Source organism: Kosakonia sp. CCTCC M2018092 (assembly GCF_003864115.1).
Classification (GTDB): Bacteria; Pseudomonadota; Gammaproteobacteria; order Enterobacterales; family Enterobacteriaceae; genus Kosakonia; species Kosakonia cowanii.
The window spans coordinates 379,351-395,325 of record NZ_CP034225.1 but is presented as its reverse complement, the minus strand read 5'-3'; the positions used below and the strand labels follow the sequence as shown (position 1 = coordinate 395,325).

The window sequence follows — 15,975 nt, the reverse complement described above, 5'->3', positions numbered from 1 at the left end:
CCGATGCAAAAAAAAACGCCGCTCTGAGGCGGCGCGTTTCACACTTTTACTTCTTCGCAGCGGGGGCGTCTTTCGCATCATCCGCTTTATCGCCCGCGGCTGGAGCCGCTTCAGGCGCTGCGGCGTCCGCTTTCGGTGCCGGTTTGATATCCAGCAGCTCAACGTCGAACACCAAGGTGGAGTTAGCCGGAATACCCGGTACGCCCGTTTTGCCGTAAGCCAGCGCCGGCGGGATCACCAGCTTGATTTTGCCGCCTTTCTTGATGTTTTTCAGGCCTTCGGTCCAGCCCGGAATTACGCCATCAAGACGGAAGGAGAGCGGTTCGCCACGAGTGTAAGAGTTATCGAACTCTTTACCATCAATCAGCGTACCTTTGTAGTTTACAACTACGGTGTCGCTGTCTTTCGGCGCATCGCCGGTACCCGCTTTCTCTACTTTGTAGAGCAGACCGGTGCTGGAGGTTTTCACGCCTTTCTCTTTCGCAAAAGCGTCACGGAAGGCTTTGCCTTTGGTTTCGTTTTCAGTCGCGTCTTTTTCCATGCGATCCTGAGCGGCAGTTTTCACACGCGTTTCGAACGCCTGCAGGGTCTGCTCAATCTCCTGGTCACTCAGCTTGCTCTTATCAGCAAAGGCGTCCTGAACACCTGCAATCAGCTGGTCTTTATCCAGTTTGATGCCCAGCTTTTCCTGCTCTTTCAGGGAGTTTTCCATGTAACGGCCCAGGGACGCGCCCAGCGCGTAAGCTGATTTCTGGTCGTCGTTTTTGAATGCCGATTTGCTGTCAGTTGCAGCAGTATCTTTGGTTGCGGCATCTGCAGCTAAGGTGAGCGGTGCATGAAGGGCTACAGCCATGGTGGTCGCCAGCAGCGTGACTTTAAACAGTGATTTCATCCATTTCTCCAGGGACCGGGGCATCTCGCCCCAGGGTTAAACATAAAGTAAGAAGCGTACTATAAAGTGTTGCGGCGGAAATCAACATAAGGACTCTGCCCGAATTCACCCTATCTGTGACTATTTTTGTTTAAATAAGTTTCTGCCTGAAGGCTGTACCTTCGCGCAAAGTTAAGTAAAATCCGCCCGATTACCCCAATCGACCCGGATGTTACCCGGAGGTGAAATGATGCAAGAGTTATCGATAGAAGCGCGACTGGCTGAACTGGAGAGTCGACTGGCTTTTCAGGAGATGACCATTGAAGAGCTAAACCAGACGGTGGTGGCTCATGAGCTGGAAATGGCGAAGCTGCGCGAACATCTGCGTTTGCTGGTGGAGAAAGTGAAAGCCAGCCAGCCTTCACATCTGGCGTCCCCGTCGGAAGAGACACCCCCGCCCCATTATTAAGACGTAAAAAAAGCGGGTCTCCCCGCTTTTTGTGCCCGGTGGGCTTACGCTTACCGGGCTTATCTATCCTTTAGCCAACGCACCTGCGGCGCGAAAGACGACGGATATGATTAGTGGCAGCCGCAACCGCCGTTACCGCAACCACCTTTCCCGCCGTGGTCGTGACCATGGTCGTGATCGTGGCCATGGCCGCCGCAGCAACCGTCGTGACCGTGGTCGTGGTCATGATCGTGACCGTGCGGGCCATGAACGTGACCGTGCGCCAGCTCTTCTTCAGTTGCTTCGCGAATCGCGACAACTTCGACGTTGAACTTCAGGTTCTGACCCGCCAGCATGTGGTTGCCATCAACCACTACGTGGTCATCTTCCACTTCGGTGATCTCAACCGGTACCGGGCCCTGGTCAGTTTCCGCCAGGAAGCGCATGCCAACCTGCAGTTCGTCAACGCCCATGAAGACGTCTTTCGGTACGCGCTGCACCAGGTTCTCGTCATACTGACCGTAAGCGTCGTTCGCGCCAACAGCCACATCGAATTTGTCGCCGACTTCATGACCGTCCAGCGCGTTTTCCAGACCGGAGATCAGGGAGCCGTGACCGTGCAGGTAGTCCAGCGGTGCACTCACCGGAGACTCATCAACCAATACACCGTCTTCTGTACGTACCTGATAGGCCAGGCTGACCACCAGGTCTTTTGCTACTTTCATGATATCTCCTGAGCGTGGGAAAATTACTGGCGCAGATTGTAACGGAATTCTGCACCCGTGTACCCTTAAGCTTAAAAAATCCTGCCTGATATCGCTAGTCCGGATGAAAAATCCCGATAACTTGCTCATCTTTGCGAACATGATCGCGCGCTTCTTTATCCGCTTCGCGCATCTGATGCCCGCACTTAACACACTCAACAATGTCGACGTTATTTTCGCGCCACATCGCCATTGAGTCTTTCGCCTGGCACGACGGACAGGTTGCGCCAGCGATAAAACGTTTACGAACAGCCATTCGACTCCCCTTATTCAAACTCATCCCAGCCGTCGAGCTGACGCCGCTCTTGCTGCATTTCACGCTGGAAAATCTCTTCCAGTTCGCGGCGCGCTTCACGTACGCGGGAAATTTGTACCGTATCGGTATGCACCGGCATCAGCTCACGCAGCATGCGCATATCGAGCCGCCTGAAGTGCAACTGCGCTCGCTGCGCCTGATGCGGATGCATACCCAGCGAAATTAGCGCCTTACGCCCTAGCTCCAGCGCACTGGAGAAGGTTTCGCGCGAGAACTGCGTCACGCCCGCCTGCAACAGTTCATGCGCTTCGACACGTCCCCGCGCCCGCGCCAGAATCGCCAGATGGGGAAAGTGCTGCTGGCAAAGTTCCACCAGCTTCATGGTATCGACCGGATCGTTACAGGTAATGACGATCGATTGTGCGGCCTCCGCCCCTGCCGAACGCAATAGCTCCAGCTGCGTCGCATCACCGTAATAGACTTTGTAGCCATATTTACGCATCAGATTCACGGCGCTGATATCGCGCTCCAGCACGGTGATGCGCATTTCGTTCGCCATCAGCAGGCGGCCAATCACCTGTCCGAAGCGACCAAAGCCAACGACAATCACCTGCGGCTTGTCATCATCAACCCACGGCGCTTCATCTTCATCCTCCGGCTTGTTGAAACGCCGGGAGAGCAGCTTATCAATAGCGCGCATCAGCAGCGGCGTGGTCATCATCGACAGCGTGACGGTCACCAGCAGCAGAGCCATCTGATCGTCTTTAAACAGCCGCTGCGATGAGGCGGTGGAAAAGAGCACAAAAGCGAACTCGCCGCCCTGGCTCAACACCCCGGCAAACTGCATCCGCTCTGAGCTACGCAAACCATAAATGCGCGCCAGCCCGTACAGCACCAGCGATTTTACAGCCACCAGCACCGCAACGCTCATTACCACCCACAATAGATGGGTATAGAGCACACCGAGATTCAGCGCCATGCCGACCGAAATAAAGAACAGCCCCAGCAGCAGCCCTTTAAACGGCTCAATGGCAATCTCAAGCTCGTGGCGATATTCACTCTCTGCCAGCAGAATGCCAGCAATAAAGGTGCCGAGCGCCATCGACAGGCCGAGGGCATCCATAAACAGCGCCGACCCAAGCACCAGCAGCAAAGTCGCGGCGGTAAAGACCTCGCGCACCCCGGAAGCGGCGATAAAACGAAACACCGGGCGCAGCAGGTAACGCCCGCCAATCAGCATCCCGGCAAAGGCCAGCACCTTCATGCCCACCTTCATCCAGTCGAGATGATCATCGCCATTGCCCGCCAGCAGCGGTACCAGCGCGAGCGCCGGGATCACCGCCAGATCCTGGAACAGCAGCACCGAAAAACCGAGTTGGCCGGACTCGCTGCGGTTCATCCCTTTGTCGCGCATCAGTTGCAGCGCCATCGCGGTGGATGACATTGCAAGACCAATACCGCCAATTAACGCCGCCTGCCAGGAGAATTGCGTCAGCATTAACAGGCCTGCGAGGATCGCCGCACTTAACAGCACCTGCGCCGCACCGACACCAAAAATAGAGCGACGCAGCTCCCACAATTTCGAGGGGTTAAGTTCGAGCCCAATGATGAACATCAGGAACACCACGCCCAGCTCTGAGAAGTGGAGGATCTCATCAACATCGCTGATAAACCCGAGTCCCCATGGGCCGATGGCAATACCCGCTAACAGGTAGCCGAGCACGGCGCCTATCCCTAAACGCGCGGCCAGCGGCACAGCGACCACGGCTGCGAAGAGGAACAGGACGCCAGCCAGTAAAAGTGCGGAACCTTCCATTAACGGCCTCCCGGCGGCAGCGGCGAAGCCAGCCAGTCACCGTAGGCTTTGGCGTGGTGCGCCAGCTCCTGCGGCGTCTGCCGACGTGCCCAGTAGATGATAATTGGGCTGAGCCAGTGCATGCGACACATCGCGGCAGTCAACTCAAAGGGACGTAAAACATCGTTGAGAGAGTAGCGGTTGAGACCATCATGACGATAAGCCGCCTCCGGCTCACCGGTGGTGATCACGCTACGCCAGTACTTTCCCGCCAGTTCATTCCCGCCTGCTCCGCTGGCAAAGCCGCGGCTCAATACACGATCAAGCCACTCTTTCAGCAGTGCCGGACAACTGTAGGTATAAAGGGGATGTTGAAAAACGATAACGTCATGCTCGCGCAATAACGCCTGTTCATAGGGAATATCAATAAAAAAATCGGGGTAACGGGCGTAAAGATCGTGCACCGTTACATTCTCCAGTTGCGTGGCCGGCTTAAGCAAAACCCGGTTCGCCACCGAGTCCTGTGATTCCGGATGGGCATAGATCAGCAACACTTTTGCTGTCTGCGACATCACTCCCCTCCCGGGTCTAAATTCTCTCTTCTCTGCAAACCAGCGCCCTGCGGCGTGGCCAGAATGCTTTTGTCTATCGTCTTCATTTTGGGCTAACATTGCGGCCCCGGTGCGGCATTTCGCCGTGGCCTTACATTACCATAAAGACAAATTAACATAGTCTGAACATACGGCGTCTTATGATTGTTTTCTCCTCGTTACAAATTCGTCGCGGCGTGCGTGTCCTGTTGGACAACGCCACAGCCACCATCAATCCGGGCCAGAAAGTGGGCCTGGTGGGTAAAAACGGCTGCGGCAAATCGACCCTGCTCGCGCTGTTGAAAAACGAGATAAGCGCTGATGGCGGCAGTGCCACTTTCCCCAGCACCTGGCAGCTGGCGTGGGTCAACCAGGAAACACCGGCGCTGGACGAAGCGGCGATAGATTATGTGATAGACGGCGATCGCGAATATCGCCAACTGGAAGCGGCGCTTAATGCTGCCAACGAACGCAATGACGGCAATGCCATCGCCACGGTTCACGGCAAGCTCGACGCTATCGATGCCTGGACGGTGCGCTCCCGCGCCGCCAGCCTGCTGCACGGTTTAGGCTTCTCTAACGAGCAGCTCGACCGCCCGGTCAGCGCCTTCTCCGGCGGCTGGCGCATGCGTTTAAACCTCGCGCAGGCGCTGATTTGCCGCTCCGATTTACTGCTGCTTGATGAACCGACTAACCACCTCGATCTCGATGCCGTTATCTGGCTGGAGAAGTGGCTGAAGAACTATCCGGGCACGCTGATCCTTATCTCGCACGACCGCGATTTTCTCGATCCGGTAGTTGATAAGATCCTGCACATTGAGCAGCAATCAATGTTTGAATACACCGGCAACTACAGCTCGTTTGAGCGCCAGCGCGCCACGCGCCTTGCGCAGCAACAGGCCACCTATGAAGGCCAGCAGCAGCGCGTTGCCCATCTGCAAAGCTTTATCGATCGCTTTAAAGCGAAAGCGAGTAAAGCGAAGCAGGCACAAAGCCGCATCAAGATGCTGGAGCGTATGGAGCTGATTGCCCCCGCGCATGTTGATAACCCGTTCCACTTCAGCTTCCGCGCGCCGGAAAGCCTGCCCAACCCGATCCTGAAGATGGAGAAGGTGAGCGCTGGCTATGGCGATCGCACCATTCTGAACGCCATCAAACTCAACCTGGTGCCCGGCTCGCGCATCGGTCTGCTGGGACGTAACGGTGCCGGTAAATCGACGCTGATTAAACTGCTGGCGGGCGAGCTGGCGGCGCAGAGCGGCGAAATCGGCCTGGCAAAGGGGATCAAACTTGGTTACTTCGCCCAGCATCAGCTGGAGTTTTTACGCGCCGACGAATCACCATTACAGCATCTGGCCCGCCTGGCCCCGCAAGAGCTGGAGCAGAAGCTGCGTGATTACCTGGGCGGCTTCGGCTTCCAGGGCGATAAGGTCACCGAAGCAACAGAGCGCTTCTCCGGCGGCGAAAAAGCGCGGCTGGTGCTGGCGTTAATCGTCTGGCAGCGCCCGAACCTGCTGCTGCTTGATGAACCGACCAACCACCTCGATCTCGATATGCGCCAGGCACTGACCGACGCGCTGATTGAGTTTGAAGGCGCGCTGGTGGTGGTATCGCACGACCGTCACCTGTTGCGCTCCACCACCGACGATCTCTACCTGGTGCACGATGGCAAAGTGGAGCCGTTCGACGGCGATCTGGATGATTACCAGCAGTGGCTGAGCGACGTGCAAAAGCAGGAGAGCCAGCCGACGGACGCGGCAAAAGAGAACGCCAACAGCGCTCAGGCGCGTAAAGATCAGAAGCGTCGTGAAGCGGAGCTGCGCACGCAAACGCAGCCGCTGCGTAAAGAGATTGCCCGTCTGGAAAAAGAGATGGAGAAGTTCAATGCGCAACTGGCCAACGCGGAAGAGAAGCTTAGCGACAGCGGTCTGTACGATCAGAGCCGTAAAGCGGAGTTGACCACCTGTCTGCAACAGCAGGCGTCGGCGAAAGCGGGTCTTGAAGAGTGTGAAATGGCGTGGCTCGAAGCGCAGGAGCAACTGGAGGCGATGCTTACAGCGGAGTAACACCCTTCGCCGTAAGCGGTAAAGTTGATGGCGGTACAGCCGTACCGCCATTCAGGGTTTAACGCTGGTTAGCCAGGCGCTGGCGAATGGTCTCAAAGTGCTCGGTGTCATACAGCTTGCCGTCGAGGAAACGGGTTTTCAGCTCACCACCCTGCTCCTGCTCCCAGCTTTGCTCATCGTGCAGTTGCAGTTCACCCTGCGCATCGCGCTCAACCCGTAACAGACCGCGCGCTGAGCGTTTCAGGCCGTTATCCGTTTTCGGCTCTTTAAAGATCATCCGCCCTTCGCCATTCACCGCCCCCCATGTCGCCTTCATCGCAAAGCCGAAGGTGTCACGGGTGTTGTACTGGTAGGTAAAAGAGCCGACGCCGAATACCACGTTGGAGCTGGCGAAACCTTTGGCTTCCAGCCGCGCGAGAATTTGATTGGCGCGCGCCAGCGTAATTGAGTCGCCATAAATCAGGCCGACATGCGGATCCAGCACCTTGTAACCCTTCTCGTTAATCGTGCCGCCGAAAATCTCCCACAGCACTTCGACTGAACCTTTCTCCTCCGGGCTGCGATCGGCGCGCGTGTCGTCATCCGCGCCGGTGCCGCAGAGGATTTCAACCGGGTCACCGCTGTCCGGGCGGAAAACAACGCGTCCTTCACGCCCCAGAATCAACGACTTCAGCTCGCGGGTGTATTCAGTAATCACGCGCCAGTAATCCCAGGTATCGGAGACGATAGAGACAAAGCCCTGCGGATAGATATCAGCAATCAAGCGGCGGAAAGTCTCAATTTCATGCTCATGCTCGCCCATACACATCACGCTGTGCTCGGTCGCCGGAATGCTGGCGCCGATAAAGTACTCCTCGCCCCCGGTGTAGAAATCGCGGGCATAGAGCAGCGAAGGGATGCTGTCGGTGCCTTTAAAGCTCAGCAGGTGACCCGCGCCCGCCTGCGCGGTATCGTGCAGACCGGCCATGCCGCGGAATGAGAAATCGTGGCACTGGAAATCCAGGTGCGAGAGATCGCTACAGGTTTTCGCTGCCCACTGCTCACAAATTTTGCGGTAGTGGTGCGCGATGGTGGCGTTGGTCGAGGCTTTCCACAACTCGGCGGAGAGCACTGTTTCCAGGTAGTTCACCAGCCAGAAGAACTCCTCACGGGTGTTGGTGATGGTCAGCACCGGCACCTTCATCGGCACTTTGCTCCCCTCATCCAGCGATTTGATGTGCAGCGGCAGGTAGCCTAAACGGTGCAGGTCACGGATATGATCGACCGCCACGCTATCTTTGCCGAGATAGCTGTCCATCACCTCTTTGTACTCATTCACCACTTCCTCTTCCGGGCGGGCAAAGAAGGCATCGTTAAAGAGATCGACCATAAACCACTTCAGAAAGCCCTGCAGGCCAAAGAAGACCAGCTTGCCGTCGGCCACCGGCGACTGGAAAAAGCGGTCGCTGCGCGGCGTGAAGTTGGAGTAAACCTTTGTCGTGCCCTGCGGATACTGTACTCGGTGCGACACTTTATAGCCGTCGATGGCGAGAATCGGATTCAGTTTCATGGTGTGGTCCCCTTAAGCGCGAAATAACGTGGCGATATCGATCAGTTCAACGCGCGGTGAAGCCAGCGTCGGCGAAGTAAACGAAGTGGTGGTGTAGATAGCGTCGATCCCGTTATTCAGCAGGTTTTCAACGCCTTTCGAGAAGATACCGTGCGTAACATACAAGCTGACGCTGCGCGCACCTGCTTCACGCAGAACCTGCGCCGAGCCGATAAAGGTGCCGCCCGCATCGCAGAGGTCGTCGACGATCAGCAGATCTTTCCCCGCCACCTCGCCGGCCACCAGCGCAAAGCCGGTCAGATTGCCGCTGGCAACATCGCGCTCTTTGGTGAGAATGGCGTAATTTTTCGCGCCGGTGGCTTTCGCCACGTTGTGAATTTTTTTCAGCGCACCCGCATCCGGTGCTACCAGCATCAGTTCGCCCTGCGCAATGGCGCGGCGCAGCGTCTCGCTCTGCAACAGACAGGTTTCCTGAGGAATGGCGACGCAGTTATTGATGGCGGCTGCGGCGGCATCGCTGTGGGGATCGAGAATAAAGATTTTGTCGAAGTTCAGGGTGTTGAGCTGGTTAGCGAAGACTTTCAGCGCGAAGCTGTCGCCCGCCACCATATGGCGATCCTGACGTGCCCACGGCAGCCAGGCGAGCTGCAGATGGCTAACCGCAACATCAGTAACGTGGCGTACCGCGTCTACCAGCTGCGCCAGCAGCATAAAATCATTCATATCGCGCATGGCGGCGACACGGATGCGCATCAGCTGGGCGAAAGCAGGCAGTTCGCCCGTCACTTTCAGCCACACTGCACCATCGGGAAATACGCCGTTTTCGATTTCAACGTTTTGATTATCGATAAAGAGTTCGATTCTGCTCGCCATCATTCACCTCACCTGCATTAGTTAATGTCCCTTGGACACATTTAATATTGTCCATAAGACACTATTAAGCAAGCCCCTGTCTGGATTATTTTTATACTGAATATATAAGATACTGAAAATACATAAAATAAAAGTTCGCTTGCCGCACCAGGGTAGGCTGATAAACTTGCTGCGTGTGAAATGAGGTGAGTCAGTGATGATCAGCGAAGCAGAATATCTGGATTCTTACGATCCGAGTCGTTTTCCCTCGCCGCTGGTGACGGTCGATAGCGTGCTGTTTAGTCTGCATCAGCAGACGCTCTGCGTGCTGTTGGTTGAGCGCGCCAGCCAGCCGCAACAAGGGCGCTGGGGATTGCCCGGCGGCTTTATTGATATGGCGCAGGATAGCTCTACCCGGGCCACGGCGCTGCGCAAGCTGACGGAAAAAACCGGCGTCTCGCCCTCGTGGCTTGAACAGCTGGATACTTTCTCCGGCCCACAGCGCGATCCGCGCGGCTGGAGTCTGACCGTTGCGTGGTATGCGCTTATCTCGTGGGTCGCCTGCGCGCCGCATATCACAAGCGTCAGCGATGCCAAATGGGTACCCGTTGCCGAACTTGATGAGCGCGAACTGGCTTTCGATCACGGCGAAATAATCCACGCTGCGCTGCGCCGCCTGCGGCAGAAAACGATGTATTCGTTACTGCCCGTTTACTGTTTGCCTGAGACCTTTACCCAGAGCCAGCTGCAGGAAGCGACGGAGATAATTCTCGGCCAGCCGATCCAGCGCAAAAGCCTGATCCGCCGTTTTGAAGCCTCCGGCATGTTTGAAGAGACCGGGGAGAGCGTGGCGACCGGGGCGCGAAAAGCGCGATTGTGGCGACGTAAAGCGGATGTCGATATCCACCTCTTTTCGCGCAACCTGCTGGCTGACAGCTAAAACAGCACCCGCTGAACAACGGGTGCTGAGCGCACTATTTACCGAAACCATCCGTTTTCAGTAACTTGTCCAGGGTAAGTAACTCCGCTTCGAAATCAAGGGAGTCATTCTCCAGCAGAGCCTGATGCTGCTGCTTAAACGCGCGCTCAACGCGTTCAAGCACAACTGCCAGCTCTGTTATCGCCTTTTGCCGTTGCGCCTCGTCACTGAGTTGGTCGGAAAGTATCTGCCCCCTGGCGGCAATCTTTTCCACAAGCGGCAAATAGCGCTCGAGGAAACGTCTCCCCGGCCCAACGTCTCTGGGATCGGTCATCATGCACTGCAGGATCTTATCTGCCAGCGTGGCGATGCCCGTCAGATGATTATCCAGCGCATCGGGTAAAGCGTACTTGTTTTGCAGATTATAGACTTGCTGCTCAAGCGCTGATGGCTCCTCAACGGGGTTTTGGCTGGCTTGCTTAAGCTTTTCCATATGCGCAATGTGCAGCTCAAGTTCGTGTGCTTCGCGCGCCTGGCGCTTGAGGTGTATTTTGCGAAACACTATGCCGCCGATCAGGATAAACCAGAACAACAAGCCCAATACCGTTGAAAAGGCTTCATTGACGTTGGCGTACGCCGTTGCCGCAAATAGCCATACAAACAGATACCAGACATGAATGCGTCCCAGCGAGTACCGGCTTCGGTAAGCGTGCACCAACATCGCTGCCGTTCCCGCACCGAACGGCATTGTTGCCGCATCATTAAACATCAGCCAGATAAAGCCAGCAAAAGCGCCGATTCCCAACGCAATGCGGTCATAAAAGAGCGTGCGAGCCAGCAAAACAAAACTGAACCATGCCAAAAGCTGTAATAGCACAGGAATGTCAGACTGGCTGATCACCTCTTTCGCCTTCAGGCTCCCGTAAATGAATCCCAGGAAACAGAGGACGATCTGTATCGTCACCCGGTTCAGGCGGTTGCTGTAGATTTTATCCAGCGTGTCGGTAATTTTATTGCCCATTCTCTATTCCCTGACTCAGGCCTGAGCCTGATTACCGCTGGCGATAGCGGCCAGGCGCGCGCGGAGATCGGTTTCCATCGTGCCGAGCTCTTTTTCCACTTCCTGACGGCGCTGGCGCGCATCGGCTGCGATCTTCACGGACTCTTCGATGGTGTTAAGCAGGCGTGACTGCACCTCGCGCAGCGTCTCGATATCCACAACCGAGCGCTCGACTTCGCGGGCGGTCTCAATCGTCCCGGTCTGCAGCATCTCGGCGTTGCGGCGCAGCAGGTCGTTAGTGGTATCAGCAACATCTTTTTGCAGCTTCGCGGCCTGGCGCTGAGTCTGCAAAGAGAGCGATAAGGCAATCTGATTTTTCCACACCGGAATGGTGGAGAGAATGCTGCTCTGGATCTTTTCCGCCAGCGACTGGCTGTTGCTCTGCATCAAGCGAATTTGCGGCGCGCTCTGCATAGCAATGGTGCGCGACAGCATCAAGTCATGCAGGCGACGCTCAAAACGCGAAATACCGTCGAGCAGGTCGCGCACGCGCTGAGCAATCATCGGATCGGAGGCCGCCTGTGCTTGCAGCGCGGGCAACTCTTCCTGTTTTATCTGCTCCAGTCGTTGCTTACCGGCGATAACGTGCAGGGTAATTTGCTGGAAAACATCGCGGTTGCGCTCAAACATAATCTCCAGCGTCGAGATATTACGCAGCAGATCGACCATCGCGTCATTCAGCTTCTGCGTAATATCCTCTACCTGAGCCGAAAGCGTTTTGTACTCCAGCATGGTGCGCTCAATGCGGTTAAAGAGTGATCCCACAAGCGGCAGCGAAGCCAGAAAACCCGGCTTTTGCTCAAAGGCGCTGATATCGACCTGCTTAATTTTTTGCAGGAGATCGGTCAGTTGAGAACCGATGATGCCCGCATCTTTTGCCCGCACTTGCTGCATTAATGAGTCAGAGAATTGAGACATCGTTTGCATGGTTTGCGCACCAAAACCGAGCGAATAGGCCGGATCGTAAATATCGATCTCTTTAACAATCGCCTGGACTTGCGTCTGCTGCTCGGGGGTTAAATTATCCGTCTGCGGCAAATCATTTAATGGCTGCGCTGCCGTCAGGCCAGACGAGGTAATGTCCGTCATAATAAGTGTCCTTGAAGGTGAAATAGCAGGCAGGCGCAGTGTCAGCGTGGGTTGTAATACGTCTTTTTGCCGCTGCCTTAGTGGGTCAATACGGTACAACAGCAGCAAAGTATTAAACAGGCCAATTATTAGCAAGTATAATAACCGCCTATTTACCTACCTATTTTGATGAAATGGCAGAAATTACACCTGCACTTCTCGATGCAGATCAACGCGTTGCCTCCACCTTCCAACCGATGCGTGGCGCAAGCAACCCACATCTTCAGACCATGCTGCCGCGTCTTATTCGCCGTCGCGTCGCGTTTGAACCCTGGTGGCAGCGCCTTGAACTGCCGGACGGGGATTTTGTCGATCTTGCGTGGAGCGAAGAGCCGAACCAGGCGCGACATAAACCGCGGCTGGTGGTGTTTCATGGCCTGGAAGGCAGCCTGCACAGCCCCTATGCGCACGGCCTGATTAATGCGGCGAAACAGCGCGGCTGGCTGGGCGTGGTGATGCATTTTCGCGGCTGTAGTGGGATTCCGAATCGCCTGAACCGCATCTATCACTCCGGTGAAACCGAAGATGGCACCTGGTTTCTCACCTGGCTGCGTCAGGAGCTTGGCGAGGCGCCGACAGCCGCGGTGGGATATTCGCTCGGCGGGAATATGCTCGGTTGCCTGCTGGCGAAAGCGGACGACGATCTGCCGATCGATGCGGCGGTGATTGTCTCGGCCCCGCTGGTGCTGGAAGCGTGCAGCTATCATATGGATAAGGGCTTCACGCGCGTCTATCAGCGTTATTTGCTCAACCTGCTGAAGGCGAATGCCGCGCGGAAACTGCGCGCCTATCCCGGCTCGTTGCCGACGACTATGGAAGTGCTGCGTAAAATGCGGCGCATCCGCGATTTTGATGATCTGATTACCTCGAAAATCCACGGCTTTGACGATGCGCTTGATTACTATCGCCGCTGTAGCGCCATGCCGCTGCTGCCGCAGATTCGTAAACCGACGCTTATCATTCACGCCAAGGATGATCCGTTTATGGATCATCACGTCATCCCCGATCTTGCGCAATTACCCGCTAATATTGAGTATCAATTGACGGAACATGGCGGGCACGTCGGCTTTGTCGGCGGCACGCTGCGTCGCCCGGAGATGTGGCTTGAAACGCGCATTCCGGACTGGTTATCCGCTTATCTGGGAGCATCATGATTATTCCGTGGCAAGAACTCGACGCCGACACGCTCGACAATCTGATTGAGAGCTTTGTCTTGCGCGAAGGTACCGATTATGGTGAACATGAGCGTTCGCTTGAACAAAAGGTCGCCGACGTAAAACGGCAATTGCAGCGCGGCGAGGCCGTGCTGGTGTGGTCAGAACTGCACGAAACGGTGAATATTATGCCGCGCGGGCAGTTCCACGAATAACCGGACGCCGGGCGGCCTTGATACTGAACAACAGCTTTTCTTCAGGGAGTTGCTATGTCCGCCAAACATCCGGTCATCGCCGTCACTGGTTCCAGCGGCGCGGGAACCACCACCACCAGCCTCGCCTTCCGTAAGATTTTCGCCCAGCTCAACATGCATGCGGCGGAAGTGGAAGGCGACAGCTTTCATCGTTATACCCGTCCGGAAATGGATATGGCGATCCGTAAAGCCCGCGATCTCGGGCGGCATATCAGCTATTTTGGCCCGGAAGCGAATGACTTCGGCCTGCTGGAGCAGACCTTCAGCGAGTATGGCCAGAGCGGCCAGGGCCAGGCGCGAAAATATCTCCACACCTATGATGAAGCCGTGCCGTGGAATCAGGTGCCGGGAACCTTTACCCCCTGGCAGCCGCTGCCGGAACCGACCGATGTGTTGTTCTACGAAGGGCTGCACGGCGGAGTGGTGACGCCGCAGCATGATGTGGCGCGCCATGTTGATCTGCTGGTGGGGGTAGTACCGATCGTTAACCTCGAGTGGATCCAGAAGATGATCCGCGATACCAGCGAGCGCGGCCACTCCCGTGAAGCGGTGATGGATTCGGTGGTGCGCTCAATGGAAGATTACATCAACTACATCACGCCGCAGTTTTCCCGCACCCATCTCAACTTCCAGCGCGTTCCCACCGTCGACACTTCCAATCCCTTCGCCGCCAAAGGCATTCCTTCTCTGGATGAGAGCTTTGTCGTCATCCATTTCCGCAATCTGGAGGGGATCGATTATCCGTGGCTGCTGGCGATGTTACAGGGATCGTTTATCTCGCATATGGATACGCTGGTGGTGCCGGGCGGCAAAATGGGGCTGGCGATGGAGCTGATTATGACGCCGCTGGTGCAGCGGCTGATGGAAGGCAAAAAGATTAAATAACCCGGCGGGAAGCGCCGCCGGGCGGGCTTATCAGGCTTCGACCACCTCAAAGGAGTGGGTAATCTTGACGGCTTTTTCCAGCATCAGCGCCACGGAGCAGTACTTCTCAGCTGAGAGATCGACCGCGCGGGAGACGGCAGCCTCTTTCAGCGCTTTGCCGGTGACGATGAAGTGCAGGTTGATATGGGTAAAGTAGCGCGGCGCTTCTTCCCGGCGCTCGGAGGTCAGCTTCACTTCGCAGTCGGTCACGTCGTGACGCCCTTTTTGCAGGATCGACACCACGTCGATAGCGCTGCAACCGCCAGCGGCCATTAAGACCATCTCCATCGGGCTGGGAGCTTTGTCCCCGGAGTTGCCATCCATCAGGATTTGGTGGCCGGAAGCGGACTCACCAAGGAACGTTAACCCTTCAACCCATTTCACTCGTGCCTGCATGTTCATCACTCCGGTATGGCAAATTTTTTCACAGATTACGCGTACATAACAAAACGCGCAACGGAAGGCGACCTGCGTCATGCTGAAGCGAGACACCAGGAGACAGGCGCCAAAAGCTATGCTAAAACAGTCTACATGCTACAGAGAAACATTGACGTTACGAATGTACGCAAGGGATATCATACATTAGAGACCGCAGATGTCGCTGACGGTCCACTTCCCGGGATTTGGGAAGCTTTGATTGCAACCCCAGAAGCTGAATGATTCACGCCGTTTCTGGAGCCAGCTTATAACAGAGGATAATCGCGCATGGTGCTTGGCAAACCGCAAACAGACCCGACTCTCGAATGGTTCTTGTCTCATTGCCATATTCATAAGTACCCGTCGAAGAGCACGCTGATTCACCAGGGTGAAAAAGCGGAAACGCTGTATTACATCGTTAAAGGCTCAGTGGCAGTGCTCATCAAGGATGAAGAGGGTAAAGAGATGATCCTCTCTTACCTCAACCAGGGCGATTTTATTGGTGAACTGGGCCTGTTTGAAGAAGGTCAGGAGCGCAGCGCCTGGGTTCGCGCCAAGACCGCCTGTGAAGTGGCGGAGATCTCCTACAAAAAATTCCGTCAGCTTATCCAGGTGAATCCGGATATTCTGATGCGCCTCTCCTCGCAGATGGCGCGTCGCCTGCAGGTGACCTCGGAGAAAGTCGGTAACCTGGCGTTCCTCGACGTGACCGGCCGCATTGCACAGACTCTGCTGAACCTGGCAAAACAGCCGGACGCCATGACCCACCCGGACGGTATGCAAATTAAAATTACCCGTCAGGAGATCGGTCAGATCGTCGGTTGCTCCCGCGAAACGGTTGGCCGCATTCTGAAAATGCTCGAAGATCAAAACCTGATCTCCGCCCACGGTAAAACTATCGTCGTCTACGGTACGCGTTAATCTGCGA

At 55.9% G+C, this 15,975-nt stretch carries 17 protein-coding genes; 7 read left to right on the top strand and 10 right to left on the bottom strand.

Annotated elements, in window-relative coordinates; all coding sequences use genetic code 11:
• Positions 1 to 46: 46 nt before the first annotated feature.
• The gene (gene fkpA / locus EH164_RS01810; protein ID WP_124967141.1) at positions 47 to 892 is read right to left on the bottom strand and encodes an FKBP-type peptidyl-prolyl cis-trans isomerase; all 846 of its coding nucleotides are present in this window, start codon (positions 890 to 892) and stop codon (positions 47 to 49) included.
• Between the two features lie 229 nt (positions 893 to 1,121).
• On the opposite strand from fkpA, the gene EH164_RS01805 reads away from it, so the two are divergent.
• The gene (locus EH164_RS01805; RefSeq protein WP_023482131.1) at positions 1,122 to 1,340 is read left to right on the top strand and encodes a protein SlyX; all 219 of its coding nucleotides are present in this window, start codon (positions 1,122 to 1,124) and stop codon (positions 1,338 to 1,340) included.
• Positions 1,341 to 1,450: 110 nt separating this feature from the next.
• On the opposite strand, the gene slyD is transcribed toward EH164_RS01805, so the two are convergent.
• The 4 genes from slyD to kefG form a co-directional block, all read right to left on the bottom strand.
• Positions 1,451 to 2,044 (bottom strand): peptidylprolyl isomerase, encoded by a 594-nt coding sequence (gene slyD, locus EH164_RS01800; RefSeq protein ID WP_023482004.1) that lies wholly within the window; start codon positions 2,042 to 2,044, stop codon positions 1,451 to 1,453.
• Positions 2,045 to 2,138: 94 nt separating this feature from the next.
• Positions 2,139 to 2,339 (bottom strand): YheV family putative zinc ribbon protein, encoded by a 201-nt coding sequence (locus EH164_RS01795; RefSeq protein ID WP_023482007.1) that lies wholly within the window; start codon positions 2,337 to 2,339, stop codon positions 2,139 to 2,141.
• A gap of 10 nt (positions 2,340 to 2,349) precedes the next feature.
• On the bottom strand, positions 2,350 to 4,155 hold the full coding sequence (gene kefB / locus EH164_RS01790) for a glutathione-regulated potassium-efflux system protein KefB (RefSeq protein WP_054804337.1): 1,806 nt from the start codon (positions 4,153 to 4,155) through the stop codon (positions 2,350 to 2,352).
• Positions 4,155 to 4,706, bottom strand: a complete 552-nt coding sequence (kefG, locus tag EH164_RS01785; protein ID WP_042716144.1) for a glutathione-regulated potassium-efflux system ancillary protein KefG — start codon at positions 4,704 to 4,706, stop codon at positions 4,155 to 4,157. Before kefG ends, kefB begins: the two co-directional genes overlap by 1 nt.
• A gap of 179 nt (positions 4,707 to 4,885) precedes the next feature.
• Between kefG and EH164_RS01780 the strand changes: the two genes are divergently transcribed.
• Positions 4,886 to 6,790 (top strand): ABC transporter ATP-binding protein, encoded by a 1,905-nt coding sequence (locus tag EH164_RS01780; protein ID WP_124967140.1) that lies wholly within the window; start codon positions 4,886 to 4,888, stop codon positions 6,788 to 6,790.
• Positions 6,791 to 6,848: 58 nt separating this feature from the next.
• On the opposite strand, the gene EH164_RS01775 is transcribed toward EH164_RS01780, so the two are convergent.
• A complete protein-coding gene (locus tag EH164_RS01775) occupies positions 6,849 to 8,339 on the bottom strand; it encodes a nicotinate phosphoribosyltransferase (protein WP_124967139.1) in 1,491 nt (496 codons plus the stop codon).
• A gap of 12 nt (positions 8,340 to 8,351) precedes the next feature.
• Entirely contained in the window at positions 8,352 to 9,212 is an 861-nt protein-coding gene (prs, locus tag EH164_RS01770) for a ribose-phosphate diphosphokinase (RefSeq protein ID WP_124971226.1), read from the bottom strand.
• A 196-nt stretch (positions 9,213 to 9,408) separates the two neighbouring features.
• Here prs and EH164_RS01765 point away from each other — a divergent pair, with 196 nt between their 5' ends.
• On the top strand, positions 9,409 to 10,131 hold the full coding sequence (locus EH164_RS01765) for an NUDIX domain-containing protein (RefSeq protein WP_124971223.1): 723 nt from the start codon (positions 9,409 to 9,411) through the stop codon (positions 10,129 to 10,131).
• A 34-nt stretch (positions 10,132 to 10,165) separates the two neighbouring features.
• Here EH164_RS01765 and EH164_RS01760 read toward each other — a convergent pair whose 3' ends face one another.
• Together EH164_RS01760 and EH164_RS01755 are read right to left on the bottom strand one after the other, a co-directional pair.
• Complete coding sequence (locus EH164_RS01760) at positions 10,166 to 11,131, bottom strand: 5-bromo-4-chloroindolyl phosphate hydrolysis family protein (protein WP_124967138.1); 966 nt, start codon at positions 11,129 to 11,131, stop codon at positions 10,166 to 10,168.
• 15 nt (positions 11,132 to 11,146) lie between these two features.
• The gene (locus tag EH164_RS01755) at positions 11,147 to 12,259 is read right to left on the bottom strand and encodes a toxic anion resistance protein (protein ID WP_124967137.1); all 1,113 of its coding nucleotides are present in this window, start codon (positions 12,257 to 12,259) and stop codon (positions 11,147 to 11,149) included.
• A gap of 173 nt (positions 12,260 to 12,432) precedes the next feature.
• Between EH164_RS01755 and EH164_RS01750 the strand changes: the two genes are divergently transcribed.
• The 3 genes from EH164_RS01750 to EH164_RS01740 are packed head-to-tail and all read left to right on the top strand — an operon-like array spanning position 12,433 to position 14,591.
• Positions 12,433 to 13,452 (top strand): hydrolase, encoded by a 1,020-nt coding sequence (locus EH164_RS01750; protein ID WP_124967136.1) that lies wholly within the window; start codon positions 12,433 to 12,435, stop codon positions 13,450 to 13,452.
• Positions 13,449 to 13,667, top strand: coding sequence for a YheU family protein (locus EH164_RS01745; RefSeq protein WP_023481955.1), 219 nt, complete (start codon positions 13,449 to 13,451; stop codon positions 13,665 to 13,667). Before EH164_RS01750 ends, EH164_RS01745 begins: the two co-directional genes overlap by 4 nt.
• Positions 13,668 to 13,721: 54 nt before the next feature.
• Positions 13,722 to 14,591, top strand: a complete 870-nt coding sequence (locus EH164_RS01740) for a phosphoribulokinase (RefSeq protein WP_023482098.1) — start codon at positions 13,722 to 13,724, stop codon at positions 14,589 to 14,591.
• 30 nt (positions 14,592 to 14,621) lie between these two features.
• Here EH164_RS01740 and EH164_RS01735 read toward each other — a convergent pair whose 3' ends face one another.
• On the bottom strand, positions 14,622 to 15,026 hold the full coding sequence (locus tag EH164_RS01735) for an OsmC family protein (RefSeq protein ID WP_124967135.1): 405 nt from the start codon (positions 15,024 to 15,026) through the stop codon (positions 14,622 to 14,624).
• A gap of 309 nt (positions 15,027 to 15,335) precedes the next feature.
• On the opposite strand from EH164_RS01735, the gene crp reads away from it, so the two are divergent.
• Positions 15,336 to 15,968 carry a cAMP-activated global transcriptional regulator CRP gene (crp, locus tag EH164_RS01730; protein ID WP_000242758.1) on the top strand — a complete coding sequence of 211 codons (633 nt, stop codon included), beginning with the start codon at positions 15,336 to 15,338 and terminating at the stop codon, positions 15,966 to 15,968.
• Positions 15,969 to 15,975: the final 7 nt, after the last annotated feature.

What these genes read in the sequence shown, in the direction of transcription:
- fkpA (WP_124967141.1), bottom strand. Translation starts at nt 892, where the DNA reads ATGAAATCACTGTTTAAAGTCACGCTGCTGGCGACCACCATGGCTGTA.
- EH164_RS01805 (WP_023482131.1), top strand. Translation starts at nt 1,122, where the DNA reads ATGCAAGAGTTATCGATAGAAGCGCGACTGGCTGAACTGGAGAGTCGA.
- slyD (WP_023482004.1), bottom strand. Translation starts at nt 2,044, where the DNA reads ATGAAAGTAGCAAAAGACCTGGTGGTCAGCCTGGCCTATCAGGTACGT.
- EH164_RS01795 (WP_023482007.1), bottom strand. Translation starts at nt 2,339, where the DNA reads ATGGCTGTTCGTAAACGTTTTATCGCTGGCGCAACCTGTCCGTCGTGC.
- kefB (WP_054804337.1), bottom strand. Translation starts at nt 4,155, where the DNA reads ATGGAAGGTTCCGCACTTTTACTGGCTGGCGTCCTGTTCCTCTTCGCA.
- kefG (WP_042716144.1), bottom strand. Translation starts at nt 4,706, where the DNA reads ATGTCGCAGACAGCAAAAGTGTTGCTGATCTATGCCCATCCGGAATCA.
- EH164_RS01780 (WP_124967140.1), top strand. Translation starts at nt 4,886, where the DNA reads ATGATTGTTTTCTCCTCGTTACAAATTCGTCGCGGCGTGCGTGTCCTG.
- EH164_RS01775 (WP_124967139.1), bottom strand. Translation starts at nt 8,339, where the DNA reads ATGAAACTGAATCCGATTCTCGCCATCGACGGCTATAAAGTGTCGCAC.
- prs (WP_124971226.1), bottom strand. Translation starts at nt 9,212, where the DNA reads ATGGCGAGCAGAATCGAACTCTTTATCGATAATCAAAACGTTGAAATC.
- EH164_RS01765 (WP_124971223.1), top strand. Translation starts at nt 9,409, where the DNA reads ATGATCAGCGAAGCAGAATATCTGGATTCTTACGATCCGAGTCGTTTT.
- EH164_RS01760 (WP_124967138.1), bottom strand. Translation starts at nt 11,131, where the DNA reads ATGGGCAATAAAATTACCGACACGCTGGATAAAATCTACAGCAACCGC.
- EH164_RS01755 (WP_124967137.1), bottom strand. Translation starts at nt 12,259, where the DNA reads ATGACGGACATTACCTCGTCTGGCCTGACGGCAGCGCAGCCATTAAAT.
- EH164_RS01750 (WP_124967136.1), top strand. Translation starts at nt 12,433, where the DNA reads ATGGCAGAAATTACACCTGCACTTCTCGATGCAGATCAACGCGTTGCC.
- EH164_RS01745 (WP_023481955.1), top strand. Translation starts at nt 13,449, where the DNA reads ATGATTATTCCGTGGCAAGAACTCGACGCCGACACGCTCGACAATCTG.
- EH164_RS01740 (WP_023482098.1), top strand. Translation starts at nt 13,722, where the DNA reads ATGTCCGCCAAACATCCGGTCATCGCCGTCACTGGTTCCAGCGGCGCG.
- EH164_RS01735 (WP_124967135.1), bottom strand. Translation starts at nt 15,026, where the DNA reads ATGCAGGCACGAGTGAAATGGGTTGAAGGGTTAACGTTCCTTGGTGAG.
- crp (WP_000242758.1), top strand. Translation starts at nt 15,336, where the DNA reads ATGGTGCTTGGCAAACCGCAAACAGACCCGACTCTCGAATGGTTCTTG.